The 20,645-nt window shown below is 35.4% G+C and carries 17 protein-coding genes and 2 CRISPR repeat arrays; all 17 genes read left to right on the top strand.

Features of this window, described 5'->3' with window-relative positions; all coding sequences use genetic code 11:
• Window positions 1–132 precede the first annotated feature (132 nt).
• Complete coding sequence (gene cas9, locus ACN0NP_RS01480; protein ID WP_423217421.1) at window positions 133–4,350, top strand: type II CRISPR RNA-guided endonuclease Cas9; 4,218 nt, start codon at window positions 133–135, stop codon at window positions 4,348–4,350.
• Window positions 4,350–5,216, top strand: a complete 867-nt coding sequence (gene cas1 / locus ACN0NP_RS01475; RefSeq protein WP_074483648.1) for a type II CRISPR-associated endonuclease Cas1 — start codon at window positions 4,350–4,352, stop codon at window positions 5,214–5,216. Before cas9 ends, cas1 begins: the two co-directional genes overlap by 1 nt.
• On the top strand, window positions 5,213–5,557 hold the full coding sequence (gene cas2, locus ACN0NP_RS01470; protein WP_004232475.1) for a CRISPR-associated endonuclease Cas2: 345 nt from the start codon (window positions 5,213–5,215) through the stop codon (window positions 5,555–5,557). The genes cas1 and cas2 overlap by 4 nt, the downstream gene beginning before the upstream one ends.
• On the top strand, window positions 5,547–6,209 hold the full coding sequence (gene csn2, locus ACN0NP_RS01465) for a type II-A CRISPR-associated protein Csn2 (RefSeq protein ID WP_074483647.1): 663 nt from the start codon (window positions 5,547–5,549) through the stop codon (window positions 6,207–6,209). The genes cas2 and csn2 overlap by 11 nt, the downstream gene beginning before the upstream one ends.
• Before the next feature lie 95 nt (window positions 6,210–6,304).
• Window positions 6,305–6,490 (top strand): type II toxin-antitoxin system HicA family toxin, encoded by a 186-nt coding sequence (locus tag ACN0NP_RS01460; RefSeq protein WP_074483646.1) that lies wholly within the window; start codon window positions 6,305–6,307, stop codon window positions 6,488–6,490.
• Between the two features lie 13 nt (window positions 6,491–6,503).
• Window positions 6,504–6,884, top strand: coding sequence for a type II toxin-antitoxin system HicB family antitoxin (locus tag ACN0NP_RS01455; protein ID WP_074483645.1), 381 nt, complete (start codon window positions 6,504–6,506; stop codon window positions 6,882–6,884).
• A gap of 142 nt (window positions 6,885–7,026) precedes the next feature.
• Window positions 7,027–8,051: direct repeats of the CRISPR family, unit length 36 nt.
• Between the two features lie 167 nt (window positions 8,052–8,218).
• Window positions 8,219–8,635, top strand: a complete 417-nt coding sequence (ndk, locus tag ACN0NP_RS01450; RefSeq protein ID WP_004232469.1) for a nucleoside-diphosphate kinase — start codon at window positions 8,219–8,221, stop codon at window positions 8,633–8,635.
• Window positions 8,636–8,723: 88 nt separating this feature from the next.
• A CRISPR array of direct repeats spans window positions 8,724–10,080; the repeat unit is 36 nt; unit sequence GTTTTAGAGCTGTGTTGTTTCGAATGGTTCCAAAAC.
• A 261-nt stretch (window positions 10,081–10,341) separates the two neighbouring features.
• Entirely contained in the window at window positions 10,342–12,177 is a 1,836-nt protein-coding gene (gene lepA / locus ACN0NP_RS01445; RefSeq protein ID WP_423217420.1) for a translation elongation factor 4, read from the top strand.
• Between the two features lie 133 nt (window positions 12,178–12,310).
• Window positions 12,311–13,594 carry a 3-phosphoshikimate 1-carboxyvinyltransferase gene (aroA, locus tag ACN0NP_RS01440; RefSeq protein ID WP_423217419.1) on the top strand — a complete coding sequence of 428 codons (1,284 nt, stop codon included), beginning with the start codon at window positions 12,311–12,313 and terminating at the stop codon, window positions 13,592–13,594.
• Window positions 13,587–14,063 carry a shikimate kinase gene (locus ACN0NP_RS01435; RefSeq protein WP_423217418.1) on the top strand — a complete coding sequence of 159 codons (477 nt, stop codon included), beginning with the start codon at window positions 13,587–13,589 and terminating at the stop codon, window positions 14,061–14,063. Before aroA ends, ACN0NP_RS01435 begins: the two co-directional genes overlap by 8 nt.
• A complete protein-coding gene (gene pheA, locus ACN0NP_RS01430; protein ID WP_423217417.1) occupies window positions 14,060–14,884 on the top strand; it encodes a prephenate dehydratase in 825 nt (274 codons plus the stop codon). The genes ACN0NP_RS01435 and pheA overlap by 4 nt, the downstream gene beginning before the upstream one ends.
• 150 nt (window positions 14,885–15,034) lie before the next feature.
• The gene (locus ACN0NP_RS01425) at window positions 15,035–16,504 is read left to right on the top strand and encodes an LCP family protein (protein WP_423217416.1); all 1,470 of its coding nucleotides are present in this window, start codon (window positions 15,035–15,037) and stop codon (window positions 16,502–16,504) included.
• A gap of 113 nt (window positions 16,505–16,617) precedes the next feature.
• Window positions 16,618–17,973, top strand: coding sequence for a 23S rRNA (uracil(1939)-C(5))-methyltransferase RlmD (gene rlmD / locus ACN0NP_RS01420; protein WP_423217415.1), 1,356 nt, complete (start codon window positions 16,618–16,620; stop codon window positions 17,971–17,973).
• An 82-nt stretch (window positions 17,974–18,055) separates the two neighbouring features.
• Window positions 18,056–18,274 carry a recombinase family protein gene (locus ACN0NP_RS01415; protein WP_423217414.1) on the top strand — a complete coding sequence of 73 codons (219 nt, stop codon included), beginning with the start codon at window positions 18,056–18,058 and terminating at the stop codon, window positions 18,272–18,274.
• 3 nt (window positions 18,275–18,277) lie between these two features.
• Window positions 18,278–18,487 carry a recombinase zinc beta ribbon domain-containing protein gene (locus ACN0NP_RS01410; protein ID WP_423217413.1) on the top strand — a complete coding sequence of 70 codons (210 nt, stop codon included), beginning with the start codon at window positions 18,278–18,280 and terminating at the stop codon, window positions 18,485–18,487.
• A 270-nt stretch (window positions 18,488–18,757) separates the two neighbouring features.
• Window positions 18,758–19,576, top strand: a complete 819-nt coding sequence (locus ACN0NP_RS01405; RefSeq protein WP_423217412.1) for an SMODS domain-containing nucleotidyltransferase — start codon at window positions 18,758–18,760, stop codon at window positions 19,574–19,576.
• 12 nt (window positions 19,577–19,588) lie between these two features.
• Window positions 19,589–20,140: an SLATT domain-containing protein gene (locus ACN0NP_RS01400; protein WP_423217411.1), complete on the top strand. Its 552-nt coding sequence runs from the start codon at window positions 19,589–19,591 to the stop codon at window positions 20,138–20,140.
• Window positions 20,141–20,645 lie beyond the last annotated feature (505 nt).

Genomic DNA, 20,645 nt, shown 5'->3' with positions numbered 1-20,645 from the left:
GGGCGCGCATTACTAAATTATGGATAAACCATATTTTAACTCAAAGGACAAAGTCCTCGGCTGTGTTGTTTCGAATAGTTCCAACAGCTTTATTATATCAAAAGTTAAAAAAAATTCAAGTAGGAGAAAAACATGGAAAAGTTTACTAAAAAATACTCGATTGGACTAGATATAGGAGTTTCTTCAGTTGGCTACGCTGTTGTAACTGAGGATCATAAAGTTCCAACATTTAAATTTAAAGTGCTTGGAAATACAGAGAAGAGGGCGATTAAAAAGAATCTGATTGGCTCAGTTACCTTTGATTCTGCAAAAACTGCAGGTGATACGCGTTCTTTTAGGGCTAACAGTCGTAGAATTGAACGTAGGAATAATCGAATTAAATATTTGAGAGAAATTTTTCAATCTGAGATAGAAAAAGTGGATAAGAATTTTTACAGACGCTTAGATGAGACTTTTAGGAAATTTAATGATAAGAGTGATGATATTAAAATAAAACATCCTTTTTTTGGTAAAAAGAAATTAGAGAAGGAATTCCATCGAAAATATCCGACAATTTACCATTTAAGAAAATATTTAGCTGATACAGATAGTAAAGAAGCCCCAGATATTAGAGAAGTCTATCTTGCTCTATCTCATATTATGAAATATCGAGGGAATTTTTTAACAGCGGGTAAGATTAATCCTAATAATATTGATATTAGAGAAAAATGGATTGATTTTTTAAGAGCTTGTAATTTGGAATTAGGTTTGAACTTACCTGATAATTATGAAGAGTTAGACAGTATATTTAAGGAAAATATAGCTAGAAAAGATAAAGTAGATAAGATACTAAAATTTTTCCCTGAAGAAAATAAAAAGAAAGATAGAAGTATTTTTAAACAGTTACTTCAATTATTGTTCGGCCTAAAAACAAAATTTCAAAGGTGTTTTGATTTAGAGGAAGAAATTGAATTATCGTTTACAGAAGAAAAATATGATGAAAATTTAGAAAAATTACTTGACATTATTGGAGATAATTATGCAGATTTATTTGAAACTTTAAAAACATTTAGAGATAGTATCTTATTATCGAGTATGCTTACTCATAAAGGTTCAACTCATGCACGATTTTCTGCAACAATGATTGATAGATATGAAGAACATAGGAAAGATTTACAGCGATTAAAGACGTTTGTAAGGTTAAATCTTTCAGAAAAAGATTATGAAGAGATATTTAACGATGAATCTGCAAAAGGTTATGCCGGATACATTTCTAATCATATGAAATTAAGCCCAAATGAGGAAAAATCAAAAAGTAAACTTGAATATTTTTATAGCAATTTAACTAAAAAAATCAATAAAATTGAAGGCTCACAATATTTTTTAGATAAAATTGAACAGGGGACCTTATTAAGAAAACTTAGAACAACTGATAATGGTTCGATTCCGAATCAAATTCATCGTTATGAAATGGAAAATATTATTGAAAATCAAGCTAAACATTTTCCATTCTTAGAGGAGAATAAGGATAAGTTGATTTCAATTTTAACTTTTAAAATTCCATATTATGTAGGGCCATTGGCAAAACCTAATAAAAGTAGATTTTCTTGGTTGGTTAGGAATGATAATTTAATCATTGATTCTAATGATGATGAAGAAACTCAAGCAGGAAAAATACGGCCATGGAACTTTGACAAGCTTGTTGATTTGGATGCAACAAGAAGATCTTTTATCGATCATTTAATTGGAAAAGATGTTATTTTGCTTAATGAGAAGGTTTTACCGAAGCGTAGTCTTATTTATGAGGAATTTATGCTTCAAAATGAACTTACAAGAGTAAAATATAAAGATAAATATGGCAAAACGCACAGATTTACTTCTGATGTGCGTAGCCAAATTATTTCGGATCTTTTTAAAGAAGAATCAGGAAGAATAAAAGAACAAGATTTATTGAAATATTTGAGCTTGAACCATGATGAACTTAAGGCAGTTGAAATTGTTTCAGGAATTAAAAACTCTTTTAATTCAATTTTAAAAACTTATCATGATTTTGTTGATAACGGAATATTTTCAAGACAATTCTTAGATTCTGAAGAGTATCAAGATGACCTGGAAGAAATAATAAAAATTGTAACTGTATTTGATGATAAAAAATCGATAAAAGATTATTTAGATAGATTTTACAGCGATTTCTTGGATGAAAAACAAATTGTGTCTCTTTCTAAGCTTAGATATACAGGATGGGGTAAATATTCAAAAAAATTGCTCGTAGGAATTCGAGATGACGATACAGGTTTTAATATTCTTCAATTTATTAGGAATGATGACCAAAATAGAAATCTTAATCAAGTTATTGAAGAAGAACCATTTAGAAGTAAAATTATGAAGCTTCAGTCTCAGCATCCCCAAGAAGAAGATGTTTTTGAGCAAATAAAAGAATTAGCTGGAAGCTCAGCTTTAAAGCGTGGTATTTTAAATAGTATCAAAGTTGTAGATGAATTAGTTGAAATTATAGGATATCCACCAGAAAATATTGTCATTGAAATGGCGAGAGAAAATATGACGACTGAAGAGGGGGCTAAGAAATCACAAACAAGGAAAGTAAAATTAGAGGCTACACTAAAGAAAATTGAAAATGATATATTAACAAAAGATGGTAAACTTCCTTTTAGTAATGAGGAGCTTCAATCAGAAAAATTGTACTTGTATTGTCTCCAAAAAGGAAAAGATATGTATAGCTTGGATTCAATGGGAAATCCTGAACCACTTTATATTGATCAACTAGATCAGTATGAAGTAGACCATATTATACCTTATAGCGTATTACCAGTTGATTCAGTTGATAATAAAGTTTTAACGCATCGTAAAAATAATCAAAATAAACGAGATAGTATTCCAGATAAGAAAACAGTTCATGAGATGAAAGCATTTTGGAATCAATTATTGGATGCTAAGTTAATTAACCAGACAAAATTCCAGCGTTTGACGATGAGTGAACGTACGCCAGATGGTGTTTTAACTGATGATATAAAAGCTGGATTTATTGAAAGACAACTTGTTGAAACAAGACAAATAATTAAGCATGTTGCTCGAATACTTGATGATAGGTTTGATACAAGTAAAATTATTACTCTAAAATCACAATTGGTGTCAAATTTTAGAAATACCTTTCATATAATGAAATTACGTGATTTAAATGATTACCATCATGCACATGATGCATATCTTAATGTTGTAGTTGCTCAAACCTTATTGAAAGCATATCCTAAATTGGCACCAGAGCTAACCTATGGACAATTTAAAAATTTTAATAAACATCTTGAGAATAGAGCTACGGTAAGAAAGCAAATCTATTCTAACGTTATGAAGTTTTTTAATAGTAAAAATTCTAAAATCAGTAAAGATATTTGGGATTGTAGTAGAGATTTACCAATTATTAAAAATGTAATTTATAATTCTCAAATTAATTTTGTTAAGAGGACTGTGGTTAAAAAAGGGGCTTTCTTTAATGAAAATCCTATAAGCGAGCATTCTAAAATATCCATTGATAAAAGATTTCCTATTAAGCAAGGGCTTGACCCTGAGTCATATGGAGGATATACTCCTCTTAATTCAGCATTGACAGTTTTTGTTGTTGCTGAAAAATTTGATGAAAAGAAGAAAAAGTGTATTTTAGTTAAGGATTTTTTTGATATTTATATTATCAACTATAAGAAATTTAATGAAAACCCAATGGAATATTTAAATGATAGTTCAAGTAATGGCTTCTTAGCTAAACATTCATTGAACAAAGTTATTTACTATAAAAAAATAGCAAAATATTCGTTGATTCAATTGAGCGATAATAAGAGATTCCTTTTAGAAAGTAGTTCAAATTTGCAAAAAACTACTCAATTTCGATTGACAGATGTGCAAAGTGAGCTGTTTTTCCATATGAAACGTTTTATTACACGTTCAAATTTGATGGATTTAAAATCTACGGAAGCTGTTAAAGAAAGCAGTTTATTCATTGATAATCATAAAAATGAATTTGATAAAATCGCTAACAATCTATTTGAATTCGCTAGACAACAATTAGGTGAAACAACAGGATTGAAAACTTTAATTAGTGGTTATGCTAACCGACAATTTAAGAATATTGTTGTGACAGATGAGGTGGTGCGTTACTATTATGATAATTTTATAAAAATGTTTAGCTTTGTTAAAAGTGGTGTTAGTCAAGATATTTCGAATTATTTTGCAGAAAAAGCTACTGTTAAAAGGCCAAGGTACAGACCAAATAAGAAATATCTTTCTGCCACCCTTATCCACCAATCTATCACTGGTCTTTATGAAACACGTATTGATTTGAGTAAATTAGGAGAAGAGTAATGGGATGGCGTACAGTTATTGTAAACGAGCATTCGAAATTATCATATAAAAATAATCATTTGATTTTTAAGGATGCTTATCATACTGAGATGATTCATTTAGAAGAAATTGATATTCTTTTGCTTGAAACGACAAATATTGTTTTGACGACAATGTTGATTGAACGTTTGGTTGATAAAAATATTTTAATTATTTTTTGTGATGAAAAACGTTTGCCAACTGCAATGCTGACGCCTTACTATGGACGCCATGATTCTAGCTTACAGCTGACAAATCAAATCGCATGGGCTGATGAGGTTAAATGTGATGTCTGGACTAACATCATTGCACAGAAAATTTTAAATCAGAGTATGTATCTTGGTGAGTGTTCTTTCTTTGAAAAATCACAATCGATTATGGATTTATATCACGGTTTAGAACCATTTGACCCTAGTAATCGCGAAGGGCACTCGGCTAGAATTTATTTTAATACCTTGTTTGGCAATGACTTTTCTCGCGAACAAGACAATGACATTAATGCTGGACTAGATTATGGTTATACTTTGTTGTTAAGCATGTTTGCGCGTGAACTAGTTGTTTGTGGCTGTATGACTCAGTTCGGCTTGAAACACTCTAATCAGTTTAATCAATTCAATCTAGCAAGTGACATAATGGAACCATTTCGTCCAATCGTTGATAGAATTGTGTACGAAAATCGTAATGCTTCCTTTGTCAAAATTAAACGAGAACTTTTTACAATGTTTGATGAAACATATTCTTACAACAATAAGGAAATGTATTTAAATAATATTGTTAGTGATTATACGAAAAAAGTAGTCAAAGCTCTTAATCATAGTGGGAAAGGAGTTCCTGAATTTAGGATATGAGTTATCGATATATGCGAATGATTTTAATGTTTGATATGCCCACAGAGACTGTCGAGGAGCGCAAGGCTTACCGCAAATTTCGCAAGTTTTTGCTAAGTGAAGGTTTTATCATGCACCAATTTTCTGTTTATAGTAAATTGCTGTTAAATAATTCTGCTAATAAAGCGATGATTGACAGACTTCAGGCAAATAATCCTAAAAAAGGGAGTATTACTCTTTTGACTGTGACTGAAAAGCAATTTGCTCGTATGATTTATCTTAACGGTGAAAGAGATATGAGTGTGGCTAATTCTGATAAGCGGCTTGTGTTTTTAGGAGAGGATTATAGTGATGAAGATTAATTTTCCGATACTTGATGAGCCAATAGAAATTTCAGGTGGCACAATTCTAGCAGTTGAAAATGTAACAGTTTTTTCAAATCTTGTTAGACAATTGTATTCTTACACAGATGAAAGTGAGTTGAAATTGTTTGACAAAAAAATGAAATCATTGAAAGAGTCAGAGCTGCTTTTGGTGACAGATATTTTAGGCTTTGATGTTAATTCTTCATCTATGCTCAAATTAATTCATGCTGATTTAGAAAGTCAATTGAATGAGAAACCAGAAGTAAAATCGATGATTGAAAATCTGGCTGATACTATTACAGAATTAATTGCTTATGAGTGTTTAGAAAATGAACTTGATCTTGAATATGATGAAATCACAATTCTTGAGTTGATAAAAGCTCTTGGTGTTAAGATTGAAACACAAAGTGATACGATTTTTGAAAAATGCTTTGAAATTCTTCAAATATATAATTATCTCAGTAAAAAGAAGTTGCTTATTTTTGTGAATAGTGGAGCTTATTTGACCCAAAATGAGATGGAGAGATTGATGGAATATATCAAGCTTTCAAATCAAAAAGTTCTTTTTCTAGAGCCACGAAAACTTTATGATTTTCCACAATATGTTTTGGATAATGATTATTTTTTGATTGCAGAAAACATGAGTTAAAAACGAATAATAAAGTATCTACATTTTTGTAGATACTTTTTCTTATGTTTTGACATATACGCATAATACGTATAAAATAAAGGAGGAGAGTAGTTGTGCCAAAAACTGGGAAAGAGCTAGCTAAAATAGCAATTTCGAAAGGATGGAAAGAAGTTCGTGTAAAAGGAAGCCATCATCAATTCAAAAAAGGTGGAAAAGCTTATATTGTTACAATACCAATTCATGGTAATAAGGTCGTTGGAGCAGGCTTAGAGAGAAAAATTCTTAAAGATTTAGATTAGAGGAGGCAAACTGATGTTAAAAACATATCCTGCAATTTTTCACAAAGAAGAAGGCGGAAGTTTTTGGGTAGAATTTCCAGGATTCGGTGGTGGAACCGAAGGTAAAGATATCGAGGAAGCTATGAAGAATGCTCGTGAAATGCTTGAGAGTTCGCTAGCTGCGTATCTAGATGAAGGACTTGCTCTTCCAAAAGTTATTGATATGAGTGAGCTAACCGTTGATGATGGTTTCATTACTCTGATTCAAGCTGATCCTTCACCGTATTTAAAGAAGACAAAAGCTATTCGTAAAAATGTTACAGTACCAGAATGGTTGGTCAGATTAGCTGATCGTGAGCAGGTAAATTATTCTGAGGTTTTAACAAAAGCTTTGGAGAAAAAGTTGCAACTATAAGTTTTAAGAATGTTCAGGAACGTTGAAAAATCAAGGTTTTTAAGGTATAATAAAGCTAATATTATGGAGCTATTCGAGGCTGAAGTCTGGCTGAGACAAATGGCGCGATTACGAGATTTCGTGAGAAAAATTGGTCCACGAGGTTTTAGAGCTGTGCTGTTTCGAATGGTTCCAAAACCGTGCTAATTGTGGAAATGCTAATGCTTTGTTTTAGAGCTGTGCTGTTTCGAATGGTTCCAAAACTGTTGCATTTTATTAAGTTTAATAGTACAAGTTTTAGAGCTGTGCTGTTTCGAATGGTTCCAAAACCTTTTAGCTTAGTAGTATCTCCGTTAGAAGGTTTTAGAGCTGTGCTGTTTCGAATGGTTCCAAAACGGCGAACAGTGGTATTAAAGGTTCTCAAGCGTTTTAGAGCTGTGCTGTTTCGAATGGTTCCAAAACCTTTGTTGTAATCAAAGTTAGAGTTGTCGAGTTTTAGAGCTGTGCTGTTTCGAATGGTTCCAAAACAAAGCTAAATTATTTAACGTAACATTAATAGTTTTAGAGCTGTGCTGTTTCGAATGGTTCCAAAACTTGAGAAATGAAACGTTATTTTGAAAAGTTGTTTTAGAGCTGTGCTGTTTCGAATGGTTCCAAAACATTATCTACCGAGATTGAGTTGTTGCGAGAGTTTTAGAGCTGTGCTGTTTCGAATGGTTCCAAAACTATATTGGTAAACATTTACTCAGTTCAACAGTTTTAGAGCTGTGCTGTTTCGAATGGTTCCAAAACGTGTAGATATTGTAAATGACAACTTGGACGGTTTTAGAGCTGTGCTGTTTCGAATGGTTCCAAAACTCAAGCAGCAGGAGTTGAAGTAGATCAAAAGTTTTAGAGCTGTGCTGTTTCGAATGGTTCCAAAACTAAATACTTGTATAAACAGTACGATGTCAAGTTTTAGAGCTGTGCTGTTTCGAATGGTTCCAAAACAGCGCCGTCCTCGTAATCACATACAAGGTAGTTTTAGAGCTGTGCTGTTTCGAATGGTTCCAAAACTTTAAAACTTGACGTTTTAACGAGTAGTCTGTTTTAGAGCTGTGCTGTTTCGAATGGTTCCAAAACTGATAACTTGTCAGCAATCGCTTCACGCTAGTTTTAGAGCTGTGCTGTTTCGAATGGTTCCAAAACGATTTGAATATTGGTTCGACAATCGTTGATGTTTTAGAGCTGTGCTGTTTTGAAAAATTATCTAACTAAAACTTTAGTGAAAATCACTTTCAATGTTTTTCAAAATTTTTCTTTTATGGTAAAATTGAAAATGAATTTATTTTAGTTAGATAGGTTGGATTGTTTACATGGAAAAAACTTTCTTTATGATTAAACCAGATGGTGTGAAACGCGGACTTGTTGGTGAAGTACTTAAACGTATTGAACGTCGTGGTTTCAAAATTGAAAAATTAGAAATGCGTATGGCAACTCCTGAGTTGTTAGAAAAACACTATGAAGACTTGGTTGACCGTCCATTCTTCCCACTAATTGTTGACTTTATGACAAGTGGTCCAGTGATTGCTGGTGTTATGTCAGGAGAAGAAGTGATTACTTCTTGGCGTACAATGATGGGTGCAACAAACCCTAAAGAAGCTCTTCCAGGAACAATCCGTGGTGATTTTGCTCAAGCACCAGCTGAAGGCGCTGCAACATTTAACATCGTTCACGGTTCAGATTCACCAGAATCAGTAGAACGCGAAATCGCCCTTTGGTTTGGGGAATAAAATAATTAAATAAGGAATCATTCGGAGCTGAAGTCAGGCTGAGACAAATGGCGCGATTACGAAATTTCGTGAGAAAAATGGTCCACGAGGTTTTAGAGCTGTGTTGTTTCGAATGGTTCCAAAACAGCTTAAACTTGAAGTGAAAGAAATATACAGTTTTAGAGCTGTGTTGTTTCGAATGGTTCCAAAACGTATAAAATAGGAAAAAAGCAGCTTCTTTTGTTTTAGAGCTGTGTTGTTTCGAATGGTTCCAAAACAGTCATGTTTGTATGGTAAATAAAAACGCTGTTTTAGAGCTGTGTTGTTTCGAATGGTTCCAAAACCGTTTTAGTATATCCATCACCATTAGGATTGTTTTAGAGCTGTGTTGTTTCGAATGGTTCCAAAACAGAATGTGACTATCTAATTTTAGATGATTTGTTTTAGAGCTGTGTTGTTTCGAATGGTTCCAAAACATTAAATATATACCTCCCCAATCGTAGCTTGTTTTAGAGCTGTGTTGTTTCGAATGGTTCCAAAACCTTAGCTTTGACTTTTGTCTCTTTTTCTTCGTTTTAGAGCTGTGTTGTTTCGAATGGTTCCAAAACTATTGAGGGGAACAATCTACCAGAACAGGAGTTTTAGAGCTGTGTTGTTTCGAATGGTTCCAAAACTACCCAGAAGATGATATGAGTAATGATGGTGTTTTAGAGCTGTGTTGTTTCGAATGGTTCCAAAACAAGCAAACCAGTCGGCCAATACACACGTAAGTTTTAGAGCTGTGTTGTTTCGAATGGTTCCAAAACTTTCAGAAGATGAATTATTACATTATCTAAGTTTTAGAGCTGTGTTGTTTCGAATGGTTCCAAAACATGAACATAAGTGCCAACCGATTCCGCCGTGTTTTAGAGCTGTGTTGTTTCGAATGGTTCCAAAACCGATTTAGAACACGAATCAGAAGTCCTAAAGTTTTAGAGCTGTGTTGTTTCGAATGGTTCCAAAACCTTTAAAAGATTCACTGCGCCAATTTCAGTGTTTTAGAGCTGTGTTGTTTCGAATGGTTCCAAAACCTTTTCTGTGATAGCAAAAGTTAGAGATAAGTTTTAGAGCTGTGTTGTTTCGAATGGTTCCAAAACTGTTGATGTTAATACAATGACAAAAGCAGCGTTTTAGAGCTGTGTTGTTTCGAATGGTTCCAAAACTGTATCGGATGAAAACGGTCAATTTTTATAGTTTTAGAGCTGTGTTGTTTCGAATGGTTCCAAAACAATTAACGTTTGAGCTTAATGCTAATGATTGTTTTAGAGCTGTGTTGTTTCGAATGGTTCCAAAACAATTTTTAGTGATATTTCCGAAAGTGTAGCGTTTTAGAGCTGTGTTGTTTCGAATGGTTCCAAAACGAGATTTCTTGGTGGACAGATAGAGCTAATGTTTTAGAGCTGTGTTGTTTCGAATGGTTCCAAAACGTTGTAGCTACTAAATATGAATATAACAAACCCCCACCTAGTTCGTCACTGGGTGGGGTAATCTATGTGGGTCATAGGTTTGCGATGAGTTGTGTTTTTATTATCTTTGCTTAAATAATAGCGCTTTCTGTGTAATTTGTAAAATGATTTGCGGTAGCTGATTTTAGCGATATTTATCGTGCCTAGAAAACTTTTTATAGCACCAGTGGTGTTTATTTGTTATAATAGAAATAATGAATAATTGTATAGGATTATAGATAGATGGATATTCAAGAATTAAAAAAACGACAAGAAAAGATTCGCAATTTCTCAATTATTGCGCATATTGACCACGGAAAGTCAACTTTGGCTGACCGTATTTTGGAAAAAACTGAAACTGTCTCTAGTCGTGAAATGCAAGCTCAACTCTTGGATAGCATGGATTTGGAACGTGAACGTGGTATCACAATCAAATTGAATGCGATTGAGTTGAATTACACAGCTAAAGATGGTGAAACTTACATTTTCCACTTGATTGACACACCAGGGCACGTTGACTTTTCATATGAAGTGTCTCGTTCACTTGCAGCCTGTGAAGGTGCTATTTTAGTTGTTGATGCGGCACAAGGTATTGAAGCTCAAACACTTGCTAACGTGTATTTAGCACTTGATAATGACTTGGAAATCTTGCCAGTTATCAATAAAATCGATTTGCCAGCTGCTGACCCTGAACGTGTTCGTCAAGAAATCGAAGATGTTATCGGACTTGATGCGTCAGAGGCAGTACTTGCTTCAGCAAAAGCTGGTATCGGGATTGAAGAAATCCTTGAGCAAATCGTTGAGTACGTGCCAGCGCCAGCAGGTGATGTTGAAGCACCGCTCCAAGCGCTTGTCTTTGACTCAGTTTACGATGCTTATCGTGGAGTAATTCTTCAAGTTCGTATCGTCAATGGTATGGTAAAACCTGGTGATACTATCCAGTTGATGTCTAATGGTAAAACATTTGATGTCACTGAAGTGGGTATCTTCACACCAAAAGCAGTGGGTCGTGATTTTCTAGCAACTGGTGATGTTGGTTATATCGCAGCATCAATTAAGACTGTAGCGGACACTCGTGTCGGTGATACGGTTACTCTTGCGGATAACCCAGCAGAAGCACCACTTCACGGTTATAAACAAATGAACCCAATGGTGTTTGCTGGTCTTTATCCAATCGAATCAAATAAATACAACGACCTTCGTGAAGCTCTTGAAAAACTTCAATTGAACGATGCTAGTCTTCAATTTGAACCAGAAACGTCACAAGCGCTTGGTTTTGGTTTCCGTTGTGGTTTCTTGGGACTTCTTCACATGGATGTTATTCAAGAACGTTTGGAACGTGAATTTAACATTGATTTGATTATGACAGCACCATCCGTTGTCTACCATGTTAATACGACTGATGGCGACATGCTTGAGGTGTCAAATCCGTCTGAATTCCCAGACCCAACTAAGGTTGCAAGTATCGAAGAACCATACGTTAAAGCACAAATCATGGTTCCACAAGAATTTGTCGGAGCTGTTATGGAACTTGCTCAACGTAAACGTGGTGATTTTGTGACAATGGATTACATTGATGAAAATCGTGTTAATGTCATTTACCAAATTCCACTTGCTGAAATTGTCTTTGATTTCTTTGATAAATTGAAATCATCAACACGTGGTTATGCAAGCTTTGATTACGAAATTTCAGAATACCGCAAATCTAAATTGGTTAAAATGGATATTCTGCTTAACGGAGATAAAGTCGATGCGCTTAGCTTCATCGTTCACAATGAATTTGCCTATGAACGTGGTAAATTAATCGTTGAAAAATTGAAGAAAATCATTCCACGTCAACAATTTGAAGTGCCAATTCAAGCAGCTATCGGTCAAAAAATCGTGGCTCGTTCAGATATTAAAGCTCTTCGTAAAAACGTGCTTGCAAAATGTTATGGTGGTGACGTTTCTCGTAAACGTAAATTGCTTGAAAAACAAAAAGCAGGTAAAAAACGTATGAAAGCTATAGGTTCAGTTGAAGTGCCACAAGAAGCCTTCTTGTCAGTACTTTCAATGGATGACGAAAGCAGTAAAAAATAAACCATTAAACAGCTGAATTTTCAGCTGTTTTTCTACTTATTTCAGCTATAAAAAGAGAATAATTAGAGAGTTGTGCAAATTTTCAGTATTTTTATGGTACAATAGATTAAAAATGAAATCATGGGAGAGTTGTATGAAATTATTGACAAATGTGTCACAATTACAAGGAACCTTGCGTGTTCCTGGCGATAAATCAATTAGCCACCGTTCAATCATGTTTGGAAGTCTTGCTAAGGGAAAAACGACTGTTCGCGATATTTTGCGTGGCGAAGATGTTTTGTCAACGATGCAAGTTTTTCGTGATTTGGGTGTAAATATTCAAGATGATGGTGAGCTTGTTACCATTACAGGTGTTGGTTTTGACGGACTTAAAGCACCAAAAAATAAACTGAATATGGGAAATTCAGGAACATCAATTCGCTTGATTTCTGGTGTTTTGGCTGGGCAAGATTTTACTGTTGAGATGTTTGGAGATGATAGCTTGTCAAAACGCCCCATGGACCGTGTGACGATTCCGCTTCGTCAAATGGGTGTTGAGGTTTCAGGTCAGACTGAGCGTGACTTGCCACCACTTACTATGCATGGTAGCAAAGCTTTAAAACCAATTCACTACCAACTTCCTGTGGCATCTGCTCAGGTCAAGTCAGCACTTATCTTTGCTGCTTTGCAGGCAGATGGCGAATCAGTCATTATCGAAAAAGAGAAGACTCGCAATCACACCGAAGATATGATTGTTCAATTTGGTGGGAAAATTGATGTCAATGGCAAAGAAATTCGCATCAAAGGTGGTCAAGAATTCACTGGTCAAGATGTGGTGGTGCCAGGTGACATCTCATCAGCAGCTTTCTGGCTCGTTGCAGGGCTTATTGTCCCAAATGCAAAAGTGACATTGAAGAACGTTGGTATCAATGAAACGCGAACTGGTATTCTTGATGTTATTAAAGCGATGGGCGGCAAGATGACGATTTCAGATGTCGATGACATCGCAAAATCTGCGACAATTACCGTTGAAACTTCTGAACTTCATGGTACTGAAATCGGTGGTGAAATCATTCCACGTTTGATTGACGAATTACCGATTATTGCTCTTCTTGCGACTCAAGCAAATGGCACAACTGTGATTCGTGATGCAGAAGAATTGAAGGTCAAAGAAACTGATCGCATTCAGGTGGTTGCGGATGCTCTTAATGCAATGGGCGCTGACATCACACCAACAGATGATGGCATGATTATCAAAGGAAAAACACCGCTTCATGGTGCTAAAATCAATACTTTTGGTGACCACCGCATTGGCATGATGACAGCAATTGCTGCGCTTTTAGTGTCAGATGGCGATGTTGAGTTGGAAAGAGCAGAAGCAATCAATACAAGTTACCCAAGCTTCTTTAATGATTTGGAGGTGTTGTCACGTGGCTAGAATTATTATCGGATTTATGGGGTCAGGTAAGTCAACGATTTCATCACTTTTAGATAAAGATTATGTCGATATGGATGCTTTGATTACGGAGCGCATTGGCATGTCGATTGCTGACTTTTTTGAAAAAGAAGGCGAAGCAAAATTCCGTGAGATTGAGTCTCAAGTGCTAGCAGAGTTGGTTAATTCTGAGCATGTCATTTCCACTGGTGGCGGTGTTGTGATTAATCCTATTAACCGTGATATTTTGGCCAAAAATGGTGAGACGATTTATCTTAAAGCTGATTTTGACACGCTTTATGACCGTATCAAAAATGATATAAAAAATGTGCGTCCGCTATTTATCAATAATAGCAAAGAAGCATTTAAAGCTATCTTTGATGGGCGTAGAGAAATGTATGAGTCAGCAGCTAATCGCATTATCGAAGTCGCTGGAAAAACACCAGAAGAAATTGTTGAGGAAATCGGATGAAAGTTGGCTACCTAGGACCGAGTGGTTCTTTTACGCACAATGTTGCTGTTAAGGCTTTTCCAGATGACGAGCGCATGCCATTTGCCAATATCACAGAAGTAATTAAGTCTTATGAAGAAGGTGTCGTGGATTATGCCATTATTCCAGTTGAAAATTCAATTGAGGGCTCTGTCCATGAAACGCTTGATTATCTTTATCACCAAGCCAATATTGAAGCAGTTGCCGAGATGATTCAGCCGATTAAGCAACAGCTTTTAGCAACGTCACAGGATAAAAAAATCGAAAAGATTTTTTCGCACCCTCAGGCTATTGCTCAGGGCAAGAAATACATTAAAGCACATTATCCAAATGCTCAAATCGAAATGACAGCAAGTACTGCTTATGCCGCGCGTTATATTGCAGAAAATCCTGATGAGCCATACGCAGCCATTGCTCCAGCAGCAGCGGCAAAAGAGTATGGTCTTGTGATTATCGCAAAAGATATTCAAGAAATGGATGAAAATTACACGCGCTTTTGGCTACTTGGACGCCAAAAGCCTGTATTTGATTTGCCTAAGTCTCAGCAAAAACTGTCTTTAGCTATCACTTTGCAGGATAATTTGCCTGGTGCGCTTTATAAAGCTCTGTCAGTCTTTGCTTGGCGTGGGATTAATTTGACAAAAATCGAAAGTCGTCCCTTGAAGACAGCTCTTGGAGAATACTTTTTCATTGTTGATGTAGACAATTCAAATGAAGCTTTAGTCGCATGTGCTCTTGAGGAACTGCAGCTTTTGGGCATTGATTACAAAGCTCTAGGCAATTATGACGTTTACAAACTATAACACTAAAAAACACCTGCAAAATCAGGTGTTTTTTGATAGGTTTGTGCCCAAAGTAGCAAGCGCTGCCATTTTTTAGTATAATAAGAATATAGTCGTTTCGTTAAACTTGTACTGACTTTAGTTAGCTAGAATGAAAGAGTGGTATAAGATATGGCAAATAATAGATTAAGTCGACATGAAGAATTAAGGTATCAATATCTTTTGGGCAATTTAGAATATCTGAATGCCCAACAAAAAGAAGAGTTTGATTATCTTTATCAGAAAAAATTGATGAGCATGCAACAGCCATCAAATTACTCTTCGTCTGCCTATAACGAGACATATGATGACCAGTATGACGATTATGGCTATTACGATGATTATAATAATGATTACTACGACGATTATGAAGATAGTGCTGCTTATGTAGATTATGATGATTATTCTGGATATGATAGCTATGATGATCAAGTAACCTCACAAGGTTTGCCTAAATATCCAAAGTTTGAAAAAACTTCACGTCCTAAGCGTAAACATCAAAAAAAGCCAAAAAAGTCTTCTTATCTAGACTATTACGAAGGCATCGATGACAAGCCTGTCAAAAAAGTAAAAAATTCTAAAAAGAAGAAACGTAAAAAACGTTTGAAACATTTTTTACAATTTTTTGCCATGCTAATCGTTTTGGTTATGGCAGGAATGATTTACATGTTTTTTCATGGAGTGAAAGAAGTCTCAAGTGGTGAAACGAATTATTCAGCAGCTGTTACTGAGCCTTTTAATGGACAAGATAGCAAAGATGGTACTAATATTTTGATTCTTGGAAGTGATAAGCGAATTTCTCAAGGGTCATCAGATGCCAGAACAGATACCATTATGGTTTTAAACATCGGCAACAAAGAAGGAAAAGTAAAGCTAGTTAGCTTTATGCGCGATACTCTTGTCAATATTAACGGTGTCAGCTATAACGACTATGCTAATGACCAAAAATTAAACGTTGCTTTTAATATCGGCGAACAAGATGAGAGTCAAGGTGCAGAGTTGATGCGAAAAACATTGAAGGATAATTTTGATATTAATATCAAGTACTATGTTATGGTCGATTTTGAAACCTTTGCCGAAGCAATTAACACGCTTTTCCCTAATGGTGTTGACATCGATGCCAAGTTTGGTACGGTTGACGGTCAAGAAGTGTCTTCTGTGGAAGTGCCTGATGATCTTAATATGCGAGCTGATGGAACCGTTCCAAACCAAATCATTGAAGTCGGTGAGCAAAAGATGGATGGCAGGACTTTGCTAAATTATGCGCGTTTCCGTAAGGATGATGACGGAGATTATGGACGTACACAGCGCCAGCAACAAGTTATTTCAGCAATCGTCAGCCAGATTAAAGATCCGTCAAAACTCTTTACTGGTTCAGCTGCAATCGGAAAAATTTATGCTCTTACCTCAACTAACGTTTCTTATCCATTTCTTGTAAAAGAAGGTTTGGGTGTAGTGACGAGCGGCAAAAAAGGCATTGAGCAAAAGACAATTCCTGAAGAAGGGGATTGGACAGATGATTATGACATGTATGGCGGTATAGGTATTTCGATTGATTTTAATAAATATCAAGAAGAGTTGAAAGAACTAGGCTTACGCTAGATGAGATATGATATAATAGAGAGGCAGTTATGCTTCTCTTTTTTTGAGAAAAGTAACCGAATGAGAATTGATTATTAGAAGCTTGAACTTTACAGGCTTGTTGAAAGGAAAATATGTTAGAAAAAAATAGCATTGTTGAGGTTGAAATCACAGATTTATCACATGAAGGAGCTGGAGTAGCCAAGGTTGATGGCTTTGTCTTTTTTGTTGAAAATGCTCTTCCAGGTGAAAAAATCAAGATGCGCGTCTTGAAAGTGAAGAAAAATATTGGATTTGGTAAGGTTGAGGAATACTTGACAATTTCTGAACACCGTAACCAAGATTTGAATGTTGACTATTTGCGCACAGGAATCGCAGACTTTGGTCACCTTGCGTATTCAGAACAACTCAAATTTAAACGCAAACAAGTAGCGGATAATCTTTACAAAACAGCTGGTATTTCAGATGTTGAAGTGGCTGAGACACTTGGTATGGAACACCCTTACGCCTATCGTAACAAAGCGCAAGTGCCAGTTCGCCGTGTTAATGGACAACTGGAAACTGGTTTCTTCCGCAAACATTCACACGATTTGATGCCAATTTCTGATTTTTACATTCAAAATAAAGAGATTGACCGCTTGATTAATTTCACACGTGATTTGCTTCGTCGTTTTGACCTCAAACCTTATGATGAAAAAGAGCAAACTGGTTTGATTCGTAACTTGGTCGTTCGTCGTGGACACTATTCTGGTGAAATGATGCTTGTCTTTGTCACAACACGTCCGAAAATTTTCCGCATCGAGCAAATCATCGAAAAAATCGTTGCTGAATTTCCAGCCGTAAAATCAATCGTCCAAAATATCAACGATAAAAATACCAATGCGATTTTTGGTAATGACTTTAGAACACTTTATGGAAAAGATACGATTGTTGATAGCATGCTTGGTAATCAATATGAAATTTCAGCGCGTTCATTCTACCAAGTTAACACTGAAATGGCTGAAAAACTTTATCAAACTGCTATTGATTTTTCAGATTTGACGGCTGATGACATCGTGATTGATGCCTATTCTGGAATTGGAACAATTGGACTTTCATTTGCTAAAAATGTCAAAGCAGTCTATGGTGTTGAAGTGATTGAAGAAGCGGTTGAAGATGCTAAACGCAATGCTGCACTTAATGGCATTACTAATGCGCATTATGTGGCTGATTCTGCAGAACATGCCATGGCGACATGGAGCAAAAATGGCATCAAACCAAGCGTCATTTTGGTTGACCCACCACGTAAAGGCTTGACAGAAAACTTTATCAAAGCAAGCGTAGCCATGCAACCAGAAAAAGTCACTTACATCTCATGTAACCCAGCAACTATGGCGCGTGACATCAAACTTTACCAAGAACTTGGCTACAAACTCCAAAAAGTACAACCAGTAGATTTGTTCCCGAATACGCATCATGTTGAATGTGTTGCTCTGCTCGTAAAAGCCTAGAAACCTTTGAATAAAAGATATAATGAAAAGCCTTGATATCAAGGCTTTTTTGTCGTATAGAGGGGAAGTATCAGAGTGAGAGTTGAATCAAAATCATATCAAAGGATGGTCGGGAAAGTCTAACTGGTATCCCAGTTCAATTCTTAAAATGCTTCAGAATGAGAAGTACAAAGGTGATGCCTTGCTTCAGAAAACTTATACGGTAGATTTTCTGACCAAGAAACGCTCGGAGAACGAAGGACAAGTTAATCAATATTATGTCGCCAATAATCGTAAAGCTATCATAGATGCGGATGTGTAGGATATGGTTCAACTGGAAATTACAAGGTGGAAAGAATTCAGGGTAAGGCACAAACTGAAATCCTATATGATGCAAAACAAGGGGAATCCATTTGCGACTAAGGTCTTTTGTGCTGAATGTGGTTCAGCCTTTGGCAGAAAGAATTGGACGACAAGTCGAAGGAAACGTAATGTTTTGCAGTGTAGCAACCGCTACAAGGTCAAAGTGGAATAAGTTTCTGGAAGAAAATCGTCCATTAGAAAAATACTATAATAAGTTGCTGGCTGATATAATAAATAGGACTTCGTAGGTATTCGATTCCTTTGAGATGTGTCAAGTTCTAGACCATATCAGCATCTTAAAGAATGGTCAACTTATAGTTGCCTTTCTTGAAGGGACTGAAGTTGAATTGTGAGAAACTGTGACCGAAAGGTGGCAGTTTTCTTCTATTTTCGTGGTATAATAAAGATATCAAAAACAAAAAAATGAAATGGATTATTCACTATGAGTTTAAGCGTAATAAGACACGATAATGTTATCCCTTTAGTAACGCGTCAAAGTATAGCCAGTAGATACCATACGGTTACTAAAGCTATAAATCGAGAATTTTGGAATTCTACGAGTGAAACTGCACATAGTCTCTATGTTGGTTCTTATGGAAGGAACACAGCAATAAATACAAGTGATATAGATATACTTATTGAAATTCCGGAATATGAATATAATAATAGGTATTCATATTCTAAAGGAAATGGGCAATCTCGACTTTTGCAGGCTGTGAAAAATGCAATTGAAACACCTTATTCAAGAAGTAATATTAGGGCGGATGGGCAGGTTGTTAAAATAGATTTTTCTGACGGAATGAAGTTTGAAGTATTACCAGTTTTCCCACAGATGAGCTGGAGTGGTGCGGTCACCTATAAGTATCCTGACACTAATATGGGAGGAAATTGGAGAACAACAGATCCAAAGTCAGAGCAGAAAGCGATGAAGGATAAAAACAGCTCATCTAATGGTCTGTTGTGCGCTACCTGTAAGCATATAAGAACCATAAGAGACGAATCTTATTCAAGCTATCATCTGTCCGGAATTTTAATAGATTCTTTTGTATATGTTGCAATGGGTAACTGGCGTTTTACTGATGGAAAAGGCGGTTCATCAAGTTATACTAAATCATATGAGCAAGTTCTGCTTGATTATTATAATCAGGTTTCACTAAACGGGCTGCTTCCTCCAAGTTTATTGGCACCTGGTAGTGGAATGCAGGTTGATACATCTAAGGGTTGGGATGTACTTGGTAAAATCCTAAATAAAATGGTGTAGGGCGGTAAAATTATGGATGATAAGAAATACAGAGATAAACTTAGAAATCAAATCAAGGAGGCATGCGGGAAAGTTATTTACACATATACAGCTCATCATAAATTAGCTGATCGCCTTGAAAAAGAAAATAAATTTGTGAAAATTGCGCAGATTATATTGACTGCCTTTTCTTCTTGTGGATTCTTTGCCAGTATTATAACTAATAAGGTTATGTTGACATGGATAGGTGGAATCTCAGCTGTATTATCTCTGTGCCTAAACCTCTATACCAAGGAATATAAGATTCAAAATGAAGTAAGTCAGCATAGGAACGCAGCAAATGCATTGTGGGATATTCGAGAAGGGTATTTTTCCTTATTAGTTGATTTTGAAGTACTTGAAGATAGTGAAATAAGAAAAAAGAGAGATGTTCTCTGTAAAAAAGTTTCAGAGGTCAATAACAATTACCCTGCGACTGATAAGAAAAGCTACAAAATTGCACAGAAGGCTTTACAAAAGGAAGAAGAACAGACTTTTAAGGAGAAAGAGGTTGATGCAATCTTACCTAACGGTATTGAAAAGTGATAAATTAAAGTGTAAGGCATGCCTATCATATATTTAGAGATGCAAATGAATAAAATTAGTGAATCTTGGATGGATGCGGACATTTTTTAATATTAATGATTGCAAGTAAGGTGTCTATATTTGTGAATATGGTCTAGGTATCATCAATTGAGAATACGAATATTTGCCATCTATTAGACTCATTGTTAAAAAATAGGGAGAGTTTCGTTCTGTAGTATAATCTCAAATTTGACAACCTTCATTTTGTTCCGTAGCATAGCTGGTAACTATCAGCATATGTTGAGTGTGTAGGATTACTAGTTAAAAACGCAGAATAAGAATTTAGCTTGCTTTTGAATTTTAAGGCAAGCTGCTGAAACAGCGAAGTAGGGTTCTAGGTGTCGAAAATCTGGTGAAGTGTAATATTGGGATTATATCTCATATAAAAACATTACCCCCATCAAATAAAACCAAAAGTATGGTAATATGATAACAGGTACTTGATTAGTTGTGCTGTGTTATTATT

Source organism: Streptococcus equinus, assembly GCF_049393805.1.
In the GTDB taxonomy this organism is placed as follows: Bacteria; Bacillota; Bacilli; order Lactobacillales; family Streptococcaceae; genus Streptococcus; species Streptococcus equinus.
Note: the sequence above shows the minus strand (reverse complement) of the source record. Positions and strands in the feature narration are given on the sequence as shown.